We start from the raw sequence: 14,302 nt of genomic DNA, 5'->3' as shown, positions 1-14,302 counted from the left end.
CTATGCAAAAATTTATTATCTTCGCTCCATCATATAATGAAAAAAGTGGTGGTATTGTTGTTCTACATAAATTGTGCCATATATTAAATGAGCTCGGTTATGATGCCAAGATCCTTTCTCATCGCGAACAATTCGTGATAGATAAAAGTAATTTTTTTAAAGTATTTAAAAAATTTTTGAAATTTGAATTTAAGTCATTATTAAAAGGCTTCCAAACTAACAACAGTTTTAATACACCTGTTATTACTTCAAAAGAGCTTCCCGTTATTGATGATAATTCCGTAGTTATTTATTCAGAGCTTGTTTTGGGGAACCCTTTAAAAGCAAAAAATGTTGTCCGTTGGTTACTACACCAACCGGGCTTTCATACGGGGCAAGTTATGTATAATCCTGGTGAGTTATTATTTAAATTTAATAGTGCTATTGATGACTTTAACTATCCAGGGTCTAAAACATCAGATATAGAGCTAAAAGTAATCCATTATCCCTTAGAGCATTATAATCTAGAGAATACCGATTCACCAAGAAAGGGTAGTGCATACTGCATAAGGAAAGGAAAAAATAAAGAAATTGTACATGATTTAAACAACTCTATATTAGTCGATAAATTATCACATTCAGAAGTTGCTGCTGTATTTAAAAAGTCAACAACGTTTATTTCTTACGACACATATACTGCGTATTCTATTTTCGCAGTATTATGCGGCTGTGAATCTGTAGTTATACCTAATGAAGGCGAAAGTGAAGAGCAATGGTATCCAAATGAAACGGACCGTTATGGGATAGCATATGGATTTAACAATATCAAGAAAGCAAGCCTAACAGCTCATTTAGTTAAAGAGCATGTTATTAAAGAAGAGCAAAAATCTGTCCGTAATGTTCAGCGTAGCTTACTAGAAATTAATGATTTTTTCTTTAAAAATAAATAATGAAACTCCCTAATATTAAAGAAAGTGGCATGTTTTATTTTTTAACGTTTACCGTTTTAAGTTTACTTTTAAAAGATTTCTTCAAGATTCTTACATACTTTATACCAGTAAACATGAACTACGCATTTTTACCTCTGTACGTAATTATTCTTCTCGTTGGACTAGCTCATGTCTATTTAAGAAAGCAAATATCAATGCTAGCTTTCTTGTTAATTGTATTTTTTACCTGGAATAATATCACATTTGTTTTGTATTATTTGCTCGATAACTCGTATCAATACACCTTTTTCAATTTAGTCATCGCATTATTTTTTCAGGGAATAATCCCTGTTACTCTTATTTTGCTTGGCTATTTACACCCTGAAAAAATGATTGATGCTATCAAAAAAGCAAACATATTATTAGGGGTTATAACCTTAGTTATCACATCAGCGTTATTGGTTGCATTTATTTTAAACCCTAAGGAAGTCACTGACTTTTTTGTTACTTTGATGAAAAAGGGCTTGATTGTAAACCCAATACAAACACATAAAGGTGGTACTCAGCTTCGATTCAGTAGTATTTTTTATTCTGCTTATTCCTTAGCGCTTTACTGTAATGTAATGATAGTTTTCGCTCTGTTTTATATAAAATCCCCAATTAAAAAAACACTTATCATATTAGTAATCCTACCATTATTGGTTATGACTTTTAATAGAAACGGCATGGCCGTAGCTGCCATAAGTTTGTCTGCTTATTTTTGTTGGTGTTATTTTAAACCATTATTCACCTACTATATATCAACAGTGATTACCGTGATCTTGATTAGCATATTGCTTACTCCGATATTACTGAATATTGTAGATTATGGTTTTGGTCACTCCTCTACAGCAGGTATGTTTACTAAACTCAGCTCTCTGGGTGTAAGGTTTAATGCGTGGGTAGATTTTTTAAGCCCTGACAATTACGTCGAATTACTATTAGGAAAAGGTTTTGTACAAGGTCTCGCTGAAACTACATTTTATCTAGATAATGGTTTTTACTATTTCATTAGCCAAAATGGCATTTTTTGGCTAATGCTCTTTGTAATCATTGTTAGCTTAACTTTTGTTAAATTAAAACGAATTTATAATAAAAAGCCTAATAATGAGATTGCTGCAGGTCTTACCCTGTTTGTAGGCGGACTATTTGCAATGATATTAAACAACTCTTTTTATGAAAACATCTTCCTTGTTTTTTATTGGAGCTTTCCAATACTTTTAGTATTTAAAACAGAGTATAATAAAAGAATTTTCTATACTTTTCCCTCAAATAAAGGTTTAAAAAGTCATCAGTAAACTATGACTAGATTATTATTATGTCAAAAAACATAGCCGCTGCTACACTTACTTATGGTGATAGACTCCATTTTCTCTTTCAATCGATAGAACGATTGGTCGAACAAAATTTCTCTAATATTTATATTTATTGCAATGGGATATCTCCTTCAAATTATAAAAAACTTAATGAGAAATATAAGCAGCAACACATAATAATCTTATTTTCTAAAGATAACCTCGGTTCTGCAGGAGGTTACTATGAATTGATACAATATTTAATTGAACATGATAATTCTGAATATGTTTTATTACTTGATGATGACAACCTAGTACCAAAAGACTGCTGTGAAAACATAATTAGTATTAAAATTAATAAAGACGAATTATATTACTTTCATAGACCTGATAGAGCGCTACCTAAAATAGCGAAAGAATTACAAAAACCAGAGTATGTGCTCGGCAGTTCCAATTCATTTCTCGGCCGTGATTGCTTACCATTTTTAGAAAAAAACAAACCAACCTACCAAGGTGATCTTGTCGCAGCTCCTTATGGTGGCCTTTTATTAAGTAGACAAGCTTTAAATACTGGGATGCTACCGATAAAAGAGCTTTATCTTTATGCTGATGACTATGAATATACACACCGTTTAGTATCTAAATATAATTTTAAAATTATATTCTCAGAAGTATTCTTAATAGAAGATCTTGAAGAGAGCTTTCATTTAAAGAAAGGTTCTCGACTATTAAACAATAGATATAGTAATGCTTCTGATATCCAACTTTATTACTCGGTTAGAAACAACACTTGGTTAGGTCTCATACGTAATAAGTCTATCCTAATATATCTGCTTAATGTTGCAATTTTTACTACTGTTTTTTCAATACAATTTTTACTTTCTTTTAAGGTGAAAAAAATTAAAATATTTTTAAAAGCTGTGTGTGGTGGTTTTACATTGAGTAAGAAAATAAAGGCTAACAAATGAATATTGTATTCTTTCCATTTCATGATTATAAATTAAGCTTGCTAGAAGGTTTTCGCACAAGAGACTCTCATATATACGGCCAGAGCATTAAAGACCCTGCTGTCGAAAAAGTGATCATCATTAATCGCCCGACATTACTGTTAGAAGTACTATTAAGGCGTAAAACCTCTAAGACAGCTGGTACTGTTATATACTCAACAAGCACTATGACTATCCAAAAAATCAGTGATAAGGTTTATATTATAGATATCTTAGACTTATCACTTATTAAACCAATACTTAAAGGTAAAGGCTTTATCAGTGAACTCTATTCTAGAAACAAAGAGTTAATAGAAAAAGCTCTTTCTATACTAGCATGCAAAGAATTCGTAAGTTATGAATCCTCTCCTCTAACTAGAGAAACGGTAGAGTTTTTATCCCCAAGAAAAAAAGTATTCGATGGCGTAGATAACTTCTGTAAACATGACTCATATGCGGCGTTAAGAGAGTTATTACGAACTGAGTACAATAAAATAATCAACAGCTACGAGAGTATTTTTTTCAACGGTAAAGATTCGCTTGGTTATTTTAATTGTGCCGATAATAAACGTGTTGAGTTTATGGCCAATGGTGTAGATGTTGAACGTTTTCAAAACAACTACCCACTACCTGAGTGTTACTTAAAAAGTCAAAGTAACGATAAGAAAATTGCTGTTTATGCAGGTAAAATGCAATCCATGTTTGATATAGAGCTTGTGAGAGATCTTGCTGTTGCCAATCCACAGGTTGATTTTTACTTCCTAGGAAAGATCTTGGAAGGTCAACCCGATAAAGAGCTTGCTGAGTTCTCTAATGTTATTTTTGTCGGAGATGTACACTACGATTCCCTTCCTGCATACATTACTAACGCAACCGTTTGTATTATTCCCTATTTAGTAGATAAACAGCATGGTGGTGATCCTATTAAATTTTATGAATATCTTGCTTCTGGTAGTAGCATTGTTTCTACCTGTATTGGCGATATTCAACGTTATAATGATAGCTCAAGTGTATTTATAGTCGATAAAGAAGACTTCGTCTCTTCATTTAACGATGCGCTATTAAAAGGTAATAATAAAGTGAGCCGAACCATACCTGAACACATGACTTGGCAATATAAAGCAAGGTATATGTTTGAACAATGTGAGGTGGGCGCGTGTTAGCTAAGATAGTGAACTTAATAATCCGCAAAGTAAAAAAATCTCCTGATTATACATTAGATAAACAGCTAACCTCTGCAGTTATCTTGACCATAATATTCGAACATTTCTTTTCATTTTTACGAGGTTTGATATTCCAATTAATACGATTTCGTAAGCCTGTTTGGATGTTTAAAAACAAGCGAACCGATATCAAATATAGTTCTATGCTAAAACTTAATGGTACGGTAACAATAGGGAAATCTGTAACAATAGAGTGCTTAGGTAAAAAAGGTATAGAACTCGGGAAGAATGTTAATATCCCCGACGATTGTTTTATTCGCTGTACTGGGGTTATATCTAATTTAGGGGAGGGGATAAGAATAGGAAATAACACCGGTTTAGGTCATAACAATTTTATCAATGGTCAAGGTGGAGTAACCATTGGCGATGATGTGATAATAGGACCTTATGTAAAAATCTTGTCAGAGAACCACGTATTTTCAAAAACTGATACGCCAATAAGAACACAAGGTGTAACACGACAAGGAATAACCATAGCGTCAGATGTCTGGATTGGAGCTAATGTCACAATTCTGGATGGCGTGTCAATTGGTCAAGGTAGTGTTATCGGTGCTGGAAGTATTGTGAGTAAATCTATTCCTGAATATTCGATTGCTGTAGGAATACCTTGTCGAGTAATCAAAATAAGAGAAAAAAATGCGCATGATTAATTTTTCAATTATAGGTACTGTTGGAGTACCCGCTTGTTATGGAGGGTTTGAAACATTAGTAGAAAACCTGCTTGATGAGAATGAGAGTGAAAATAAAATAACCGTTTACTGTTCGAGTCAAAGTTATACTAAAAAGGTAGCTTATTATAAAAATGCTCGTTTATATTATATCCCCCTAAATGCAAACGGTTTTCAGAGCATCCCATATGACATAATTTCACTGTTTCATGCCGCATTTAAAGGTACTGATAACATTTTACTGTTAGGGGTGTCAGGTGCAATCTGTCTGCCTGTTTTAAAGTTATTTTCGAAAGTAAAAATAGTTACTAATATTGATGGACTTGAATGGCGCAGAGACAAGTGGGGCAGTTTCACCAAGAAGTTTCTTAAATTTTCAGAAAAAATTGCTGTTAAATACTCCGATACTGTTATTGCCGATAATCAAGCTATCGCTGATTACGTAAGTGACGAATACGGCGTGACTTCTGAAGTCATTGCTTATGGTGGTGACCACGCTATTGTTAATGAGTTAGCATTGGATGACCACGACTATGCGCTGGCACTGTGTCGAATAGAGCCAGAAAATAATGTTGAGATGATTTTAGAGAGCTTTAGTCAGACAAATAAAAATTTAACCTTTATCGGTAATTGGAATAACAGTGATTTTGGGAGAAATATGAAAGCAAAATACCAAACGTTCGAAAATATCGATATAATGTCACCTGTTTATGATCTCGAAACATTATTTGAAATAAGACAAAAATGTTCGTTTTATGTTCATGGTCACTCCGCAGGAGGAACTAATCCTTCCCTAGTTGAGATGATGCACTTTAACAAAGATATTTTAGCCTTTGATTGTAATTACAACCGGGCTAGCACTGAAGACAATGCAAATTATTTTTCTACAACAAATGAACTCGTTGATAATATTAATCAATCAAGTTCACTTAATAATGCTGAAGATATGTTGGAAATAGCGCAACGTCGTTACACATGGAAAATCGTAAAACAGCAGTATTTTGATTTATTGAACTAAAACTTTATCTATAAGGTATTAACAAATGCGTAAAGGAATTATTTTAGCTGGTGGCAGCGGCACACGCCTCTACCCTTTAACAAAAGTTGTCAGCAAGCAGCTAATGCCTGTTTATGACAAGCCTATGGTGTATTATCCACTTGCTACTTTAATGCAAGCCGGTATTCAAGAGATCCTTGTGATCTCAACGCCAGAAGAAATTCACAGATATGAAAATTTATTAGGTAATGGTGACTCCTTTGGCGTCAGTATTACTTATGCTACCCAGCCTAATCCAGATGGACTAGCTCAAGCATTTATCATTGCTGAAGAATTTTTAGCAGGCTCTCCCGCAGCGCTAGTGTTGGGTGATAATATGTTTTATGGCACCGACTTAAGTAAGTCATTACAAAACGCTTGCATGCAAGAAACTGGTGGTACTGTATTTGGATATCATGTTGCTAATCCAAGAGCCTATGGTGTCGTTGAATTTAATGGTGTGGGTACTGCTATTTCAATTGAAGAAAAACCGAGCGAACCAAAATCAAACTATGCTGTTCCTGGTTTATATTTCTTTGATTCAAAAGTCGTAGAGTTTGCTAAAAATGTTAAACCATCTCCAAGAGGTGAATTAGAAATCACCGACGTTATTGATCAATACCTAAAAGCAGGTGAGCTAAAAGTTGAAATTATGGGCCGTGGTACCGCTTGGTTAGATACAGGTACTCATGATGACTTATTAGCCGCTGCGCAATTTATTGCTACAGTAGAAAAGCGTCAAGGATTAAAAGTTAATTGCCCTGAAGAAATTGCTTTTCGTAATGGTTGGATCTCCGAAGAAAAATTACGAGAATTAGCCGAACCACTTCGTAAAAGTGGTTATGGTGAATATCTAATCAAGCTAATTGATGAGAGAGTATTTTAGTGAATATTATTGAAACAAGCATTCCTGATTTGAAAGTATTAGAACCAAAAGTATTTGGTGATGATAGAGGTTTTTTTCTAGAAACCTTTCGTGATGATTGGTTCAAAGAAAATATTGCTGACGTCTCTTTCGTACAAGACAACCATAGTAAGTCATCTCACGGAATATTACGTGGTATGCACTATCAGCTTAAGCAAGCTCAAGGGAAATTAGTACGCGTTATATATGGTGAAGTCTACGATGTAGCTATTGATATGCGAAAAAATAGCCCTAGTTTTGGTAGAGCTTTTGGAACCTTATTATCTGCTGAAAATAAAAAACAAATGTGGGTGCCTGCTGGATTTGCCCATGGCTTTTATGTAACTTCTGAATCTGCTGAATTTGTTTATAAGTGCACTGACTATTATGCGCCTGAATTTGAACAAAGCGTACTCTGGAACGATCCAGATTTAGCGATAGATTGGCCTATTCCAGCAGGTGACAAGCCCTTACTGTCAGCAAAAGATGAAGTGGGTAAACGATTTAAAGATGCACAATACTACCTATAGCATTAAAATTAATTACATTAAAAGTAGAACAATATTATGAGCAAAAGAATTTTTATAACTGGTGGTGCTGGCTTTATTGGTTCAGCCCTAATTCGTTATTTAATTAATGAAACAAATAGCATAGTAATGAACTTTGACAAGCTAACTTATGCAGGTAATTTAGAGTCATTAAAATCGATTGATGATAGTGAACGCTATCACTTTGTGCAAGGTGATATTTGTGACCAAGCATTTGTTACAAATAAGCTAAAAGAGTTTAAGCCTGATTACATCATGCATTTAGCAGCTGAAAGTCATGTCGACCGCTCAATCGACGGTCCAGGTGAGTTTATCCAGACCAATATTGTTGGTACTTACTCACTTTTAGAAGCCGCTAGAAGCTACTTTGTTTCAATTTCAGATGAAGCCAGACAAGTTTTTAGATTCCACCACATTTCAACTGATGAAGTGTATGGCGATTTAGGTGATACAGGTTTATTCACCGAAGAAACTTCATACGACCCGAGTTCACCTTACTCTGCTTCAAAAGCTGCATCGGATCATCTTGTTCGAGCTTGGTGTCGCACCTACAAGCTACCCGTTGTGGTAACTAACTGTTCAAATAACTATGGCCCTTACCATTTTCCAGAAAAGCTCATTCCTTTAATCATTTTAAACGCCCTTGATGGCAAGAAACTGCCTATCTATGGTGACGGTAAGCAAGTTCGCGATTGGTTATACGTTGAAGATCACGCAAAAGCATTATTCTGTGTCGTTGAAACAGGTAAAATTGGCGAGACCTACAATATTGGCGGTTTTAACGAAAAACAAAACATTGAAGTAGTAAATACGCTTTGTAATCATCTAAATGAATTAGTGCAAGATAAGCCTGAAGGTATTACCGATTTCAAACAGCTAATTACTTATGTTGCGGACAGACCTGGCCATGATGTTCGTTATGCTATAGATGCCAATAAAATTAGCTCTGAACTAGGTTGGAACCCAGAAGAAACCTTTACTTCGGGCATGAAAAAAACGGTCGAATGGTACCTTGCAAACCTGGAGTGGTGCAAACATGTTCAAGATGGTAGCTACCAACGAGAAAGATTAGGTAGCTAAAAGTATAATAAAAGATTATTTAGGCAGCACTTACGCTGCCTTTTTTAGGACAACGAAAAATGAATGTATTAATCATTGGAAAAAGTGGCCAATTAGCAAATGAACTCATCAACCAAAAACCTACCAATATCGAATATCTTTGCTTAGGTAGAGACGATGTTAATGTTTGTGATATCACGTCACTTGAAAAAGCGGTTAATGTTTTTAAACCCAGCGTTATTATTAATGCCTCAGGCTACACAGCAGTAGATAAAGCCGAAAGTGACAGTGATGCTGCTTATTTGTTAAATAAACAAGCAGTAGAAAACCTTACCATAATTGCGAAGCAAAGTAATGCGAGGTTATTACATGTTTCGACTGATTTCGTTTTTAATGGCGAAAAGAACAAAGCCTACAATGTTGATGACGACACGAACCCTTGTAGCGTATATGGCGCATCAAAATTAGCAGGTGAACAAGCAATAGCTGAACACTACCCAGAAAATAGCGCTATTATCAGAACTTCTTGGTTATATTCATCTTATGGTAATAATTTTGTTAAAACCATGCTGCGACTGATGCAAGAAAAGGAAGAACTTGGTGTTGTTTGTGATCAAATAGGTTGTCCTACCTACGCAGAAGGTTTGGCTAAGTTTTTATGGAAACTCTGTATACATGAAACTGTTAAGCCAATTTACCATTGGAGTGACTACGGTGTAGCCTCTTGGTATGACTTTGCTGTGGCAATTCAAGATATTGCTTTTAACAACAAATTATTAACAAAAAAAATACCTATTAAGCCTATACCTGCCAGTAATTATCCAACACCAGCAAAACGACCTACTTTTAGTTTATTAAATGCAAGTAATTCATACCCAATTGAGCCAAGCTGTCATTGGACAGAGCAGTTAAAGGACTGCATTGAAAAGCTTACCTAGTTTTGATGACTGAGCGTTGAAAGCCTAGCAAAATAGCATAAGCTAGGCCTTCAACGTTTACATCGACTTTCCTAGACTTTATTATTGCGAATTAATAAAGCTTAACATCCTTTAACTGCTTATTTCTTTACAAATTAATTCTGATATTATCTACCCCACAATACATAAATTTATTTGCAGGGACTATGAACAAACAATTCACTTTTAGTCTTTTATTAACCTTTATCTTATTACTCACTGCCTGTGGTAGTGGCGGAAGTAGTAGTGATGAATCAACACAAGATCCAATACCTGCACCGGTTATAAACAGCTTTACCGCATCATTACCACAAATCACCAATGGTGAAGCTGTAGAACTGACCGCCATTTTTGAAAATGGAGAAGGCAGTATTGATTTAGGTATAGGTAATATTAATTCGGGCGACGGCAAAACAGTAAGGCCCACCAACACAACAACTTATACTCTAACGGTAGAAAATTCAGCAGGGGTCAGAGTAAATAGCACAGTAACCGTAGAAATTGTACCAATTAGGGTTATTAGTTTTAGAAACCCCTTTGATGGTGCCAAAGTGCAAGATGACATTCATATTTCTGTATATATAATCTCTCACGATAGCATCCGAAGAGTAACCGCTAGCGTCTTAGAAAATAGTAATTTGCTAAAGTCCTTTAGTTACTTTGACAGTACTAAAAAAGAAGTAATAGTTTCAGGCTATCTGCCATTAGCCGGTAAAATTGATGGTAATTACACACTCACGGTTACCGCCGAAGATATTTTTGGTAAAACATCAAGCCTGAGTAAGCAAATTACAATAGATAACCTACCAATAATCGATACGAACTCGCTTCAAAATTACGATTCTATCCCCTCAAAATTGCCTCTTAATATCAGTTGTGCTGATAGTACAGAGGATTGTCAGATCACGGTTAAAAATCAAGAGACTACTATCGCTTCTGCCACCAACCAATTGGATGAAGTCATCGATTTATCTACTTTAATGAATGAAAAAATTTTGTTAACCATTGAAGGAAAAACTAACTCAGGGCAAGTTACTACTCAAACTTTAAATCTGTATGTTAATGAACATGATGTTGAGAAAGTGCTAATTAAAAAATTCGATGGCTCAATTCTAGATTTTGACGGCGAAAGAGCATTAATTCTCGATGAAATACCTTACCAAGGAAATATTTACCATCAACTGCATATTGCCAATTTATCATCTGATGTTGTAGATAACATTAACGTCCCTTCAGGTAATCGACTACGTAATGATGAATATTCATTAACCTCTACCGGGGCTGTTTTCCGCACCGAGTACTTCAAATCATACCAGTGGCATCAAAGTGAGCTATTTTCATTTGGCATCACTAGTATTATTGAGAGCTCAGGCGATTACTTAGTATTTTGTGATAACGATACTTTATATAGAAGAACCTCTTCAACTGCTACTAATCAGGTATTAAAAACTGGCACCCCAAGTTGCGAATATGCGGTGACAAATAATGGTAAGGTCATGGATGGAGGGAAAATTTATGACGGTAAAGACGCTATTAGGTCATTAGAGTTCACGAGTAGTCCCAAAACTGACGGCACTATATTTTTTTATGCAAAAAAGCCATATGGAATCAGCGATAGTGTATTTTCTATTGGTTTACATGATGGTAATGAAGAAATATTTGCAACCGAGTTTAACTATTACTTTTCACCCAATAGTAACCAGTTTTATCTAACTAAAAATCACTACCAGTTTAACAATGGCTGGCTAATATACTTAGACAACCCCGAAAACATTGGTAACAACTATTGGGCCCGTTCACCTGATGGAGAAATACTGCAAAGAACAAATTTTTACAGTAACAACCGATCTTCAGGTTATTTGGAAGCCCTTGGCAGTAATGGTGAGGCTATGTTTATTTTTGATAGCTTAAGGTATTTCAGTAAGCCTAATGGTGAGATATTCCCCATAGGCTTCTCGTTAGGTAAAGTCGCGCACAAAAATAATACATGGTATTTAATGGAAGATAACACTATTTCTAAGTTGAATATAAAAAACTAAGCGCGATTGCTTAGAAGATTAAAACTTAGTTTTAATCTTCTAACATAGCCTTTATTAGCGTCTGATAATTCATTTTAACTTGTTCAATATTATCACACGATTTCCCTTCGAGTTGCTCAATACTGCTTGGAGTGATAAGGAAAGGTAAGTTTACTAAATCACTTATGTTATAACACTGATTAAAAGGCGCAATACTCCATTCTTGAAGAAAAGCATCTAGTTTCTGTATTTTAGGATTAATACCAAAATGAGGTACGCAATAAGACATTGCTGTGATAACACCATGTAAACTGGTGCCAAAAAATGCATCGCCATTTTTAATCGCGTACATTATTTCCCAAATATTTAAATCATGTAATAACACTGTTTTTTCTGGTAAAGCTTTGTGTATTTTTTTTAGTAAATGATAATCATCATGACCCGAAGCATAACCTATGGGCAATAAAACGATTTTTTTATCGCTAGTCTTAGCTAAATCTGCAACTAAAGCAATTAAATCACTAACTGAACAACCTAATTTCCCCGGAGCCGCTTGAAAAACTAAGTACCGCTCAGGTAACCTTTTAGCAATTTTATCACCAGCCTTAGCTAGTATCTCATCCTGCCCAAGTAAATCAGACATAATATAGGCTGAATCAGGTGCTAAAACAGTGTCTTTATAAAGCGGACTGATTTCATCAAAGGTTCTTTTATCACGTACAGAAATATGACTCGCCTGTGAAAACCTAGAAGAAATATCTTTTAACTCAGTTTCCGATAAGCTTTTCACGTCACCGCCAACAGTATTAAATACAACCTTAACAGGTTGAGAAAATACAGCTTTAGGAGGAATGAAAGGGTATTGCCATCGGCTTGAATAACGCGCATTGGCATATTTTTCGAACAAATTTGGCAGTAGCTTGCGAAAAACTTTTAGAACAAAGTGATGTAAGCCATTTCCCTGCATATGTAAATATAATGATTGATTCTTAGTGCATAACACTTCACCACCAACCACAACAATAACCGAACCTTCGGGCAAGCTATTAGTCAAGGTATTGATACTTTTTGTTTTCTTACAGAGGTAATTGCTAAGGTTTGAGTTGCTAATTGCCGCATATTCAAAAGAAAACTCATTTAAGAGGTGACTTGCATACTTCTCAATAAACATTTCAAATAATATTGGCATAATGTTATCGCCATAATTATATCTATCAAATGCGCCATATAGCACTATCTTTTTCACATTAAACTCCCAGTATCTTCTTTCCAACGAAGCAAACGGCTATCATGCTGCTTTGCACGATAAATAACAAATGAAATGATTGCGATCTGAGGGATAACTCCAAAGAAACTATACAAGGCAACTGCATAAACATCACTATCAAAAGTTTTATAACCAATATAAAAACCCAAGCTAGACAAAACAAAGTTAAGTAGGCTGTTAAGCAACAAAAATCGTTCTAGTTTTAATACGGGAATTGCGGCAACACAGGCACGATTGATAAAATTAAAATAAAACCAAACGGTAAGCCATTGTGATAGTTCACCGGCCTTTTGCCAAGTGTCCCCAAATACTAACGAAAAAAGTTGGGGTCCAGCAATAATGAATAAAAGTAAAGGCACAACTCCTAAGAGTGACAACCATAACGTTCCTTTAATAATTAACGGGCTTATTAGTCTTTTATTAATACTTGCTTGGTTGATTTGTGGATAAATTACATCATTTACAGACTTGGCAATAAGTGTGACAGGTAGTTGTAAAACAGTTCGACAAATCGCATAAAACCCTACCGAGGCTGCGCCAAATAAGCTAGCTAATAATATCACAGGAATATTTTGGTTAACATTAGCGAGTAAGCCTTGAGGGCTTCGGTAAAAAGGGAATTCTTTATGGCGTTTAATTAATTTTTTATTAAAAGAGCCATCTAGTGGTAGTTTCAAGTCTTCGTTGGATTTAGATTTAGCCGAGAACGAGAATAATAAAAATAAACTTTGTAAAAATGCACCTAGAATAGTGAGCACAATTAGCACTTTACCAAAAGGAGCGACAAAACCTAACAGCACCTTAGAGCTGTTAAGTACGAATGATTGCGCGATTATAGCTTGAGCATTCATCGCGAATAATTTATGTCGAATTACCCATTGCGTACAAATAATAAGGAGAGTGTTGACTAATACCGCACAAGGTAAACTCAGCGCTATAAATAAAGTGCTGCTACCTTCCATGCCTAAAAAGGTAATTAATTTTTCCTGAAAAAGAAGAATAACGACAAATAATATCGCAGTGAAAACGATTGATATCCTTAAAGAGTTATTCGCAACCTTAATCGCATCGTCATTAGTTTTAGGTAAAACAATTGCGATAGGGTAACTTAATGCCGCAATGGGTAATAAAATAGCTACAATTGCCATAAAACTTCCAAGCATTCCAATTGCTTCAGGCGTATACAAACGAGTGATTATCGGGGAGGCAAGTAAAGAAATTAACTGTGCGCCAGCAGTGCCACTGCTGACAATGAGTACGTTTCTAATTAACTTGCTTTTTTTTAAGGAGTTTATAAAGGAAAGCAAAATATTAAGGTGTCTCGTTTTTCTTAAGCATAATTACAAATTAATTGGGCAAGTGTGAATACGAAAGACACTACTAGATAAAAGCTAA

Annotated in this window: 13 protein-coding genes; 11 read left to right on the top strand and 2 right to left on the bottom strand. The window is 34.9% G+C overall.

Annotated elements, in window-relative coordinates; all coding sequences use genetic code 11:
* Nucleotides 1-2: 2 nt before the first annotated feature.
* The 11 genes from AC27G3_RS03450 (at nucleotide 3) to AC27G3_RS03400 (ending at nucleotide 11,661) form a co-directional block, all read left to right on the top strand.
* Nucleotides 3-929: a hypothetical protein gene (locus AC27G3_RS03450; protein ID WP_487118822.1), complete on the top strand. Its 927-nt coding sequence runs from the start codon at nucleotides 3-5 to the stop codon at nucleotides 927-929.
* Complete coding sequence (locus AC27G3_RS03445; protein WP_487118820.1) at nucleotides 929-2,245, top strand: hypothetical protein; 1,317 nt, start codon at nucleotides 929-931, stop codon at nucleotides 2,243-2,245. Before AC27G3_RS03450 ends, AC27G3_RS03445 begins: the two co-directional genes overlap by 1 nt.
* A 20-nt stretch (nucleotides 2,246-2,265) precedes the next feature.
* On the top strand, nucleotides 2,266-3,210 hold the full coding sequence (locus tag AC27G3_RS03440) for a glycosyltransferase (RefSeq protein WP_487118818.1): 945 nt from the start codon (nucleotides 2,266-2,268) through the stop codon (nucleotides 3,208-3,210).
* A complete protein-coding gene (locus tag AC27G3_RS03435) occupies nucleotides 3,207-4,391 on the top strand; it encodes a glycosyltransferase (RefSeq protein ID WP_487118816.1) in 1,185 nt (394 codons plus the stop codon). The genes AC27G3_RS03440 and AC27G3_RS03435 overlap by 4 nt, the downstream gene beginning before the upstream one ends.
* On the top strand, nucleotides 4,385-5,101 hold the full coding sequence (locus AC27G3_RS03430; protein WP_487118814.1) for an acyltransferase: 717 nt from the start codon (nucleotides 4,385-4,387) through the stop codon (nucleotides 5,099-5,101). Before AC27G3_RS03435 ends, AC27G3_RS03430 begins: the two co-directional genes overlap by 7 nt.
* Nucleotides 5,088-6,137 (top strand): DUF1972 domain-containing protein, encoded by a 1,050-nt coding sequence (locus AC27G3_RS03425; protein WP_487118812.1) that lies wholly within the window; start codon nucleotides 5,088-5,090, stop codon nucleotides 6,135-6,137. The genes AC27G3_RS03430 and AC27G3_RS03425 overlap by 14 nt, the downstream gene beginning before the upstream one ends.
* A gap of 25 nt (nucleotides 6,138-6,162) precedes the next feature.
* On the top strand, nucleotides 6,163-7,041 hold the full coding sequence (rfbA, locus tag AC27G3_RS03420) for a glucose-1-phosphate thymidylyltransferase RfbA (protein ID WP_487118810.1): 879 nt from the start codon (nucleotides 6,163-6,165) through the stop codon (nucleotides 7,039-7,041).
* Entirely contained in the window at nucleotides 7,041-7,589 is a 549-nt protein-coding gene (gene rfbC / locus AC27G3_RS03415) for a dTDP-4-dehydrorhamnose 3,5-epimerase (protein WP_487118808.1), read from the top strand. The genes rfbA and rfbC overlap by 1 nt, the downstream gene beginning before the upstream one ends.
* Before the next feature lie 36 nt (nucleotides 7,590-7,625).
* The gene (rfbB, locus tag AC27G3_RS03410) at nucleotides 7,626-8,687 is read left to right on the top strand and encodes a dTDP-glucose 4,6-dehydratase (RefSeq protein ID WP_487118806.1); all 1,062 of its coding nucleotides are present in this window, start codon (nucleotides 7,626-7,628) and stop codon (nucleotides 8,685-8,687) included.
* 59 nt (nucleotides 8,688-8,746) lie between these two features.
* A complete protein-coding gene (gene rfbD / locus AC27G3_RS03405) occupies nucleotides 8,747-9,604 on the top strand; it encodes a dTDP-4-dehydrorhamnose reductase (protein ID WP_487118804.1) in 858 nt (285 codons plus the stop codon).
* Between the two features lie 185 nt (nucleotides 9,605-9,789).
* A complete protein-coding gene (locus AC27G3_RS03400; RefSeq protein WP_487118802.1) occupies nucleotides 9,790-11,661 on the top strand; it encodes a hypothetical protein in 1,872 nt (623 codons plus the stop codon).
* A 31-nt stretch (nucleotides 11,662-11,692) separates the two neighbouring features.
* On the opposite strand, the gene AC27G3_RS03395 is transcribed toward AC27G3_RS03400, so the two are convergent.
* Both AC27G3_RS03395 and AC27G3_RS03390 read right to left on the bottom strand, forming a co-directional pair.
* On the bottom strand, nucleotides 11,693-12,886 hold the full coding sequence (locus AC27G3_RS03395) for a polysaccharide pyruvyl transferase family protein (protein ID WP_487118800.1): 1,194 nt from the start codon (nucleotides 12,884-12,886) through the stop codon (nucleotides 11,693-11,695).
* On the bottom strand, nucleotides 12,883-14,214 hold the full coding sequence (locus AC27G3_RS03390; RefSeq protein ID WP_487118799.1) for a lipopolysaccharide biosynthesis protein: 1,332 nt from the start codon (nucleotides 14,212-14,214) through the stop codon (nucleotides 12,883-12,885). Before AC27G3_RS03390 ends, AC27G3_RS03395 begins: the two co-directional genes overlap by 4 nt.
* Between the last annotated feature and the right edge of the window lie 88 nt (nucleotides 14,215-14,302).

The organism is Colwellia sp. SU-HH01217, from assembly GCF_057543495.1.
The sequence above is the reverse complement of the archived record's forward strand: the minus strand, read 5'-3'. Positions and strand labels throughout refer to the sequence as shown.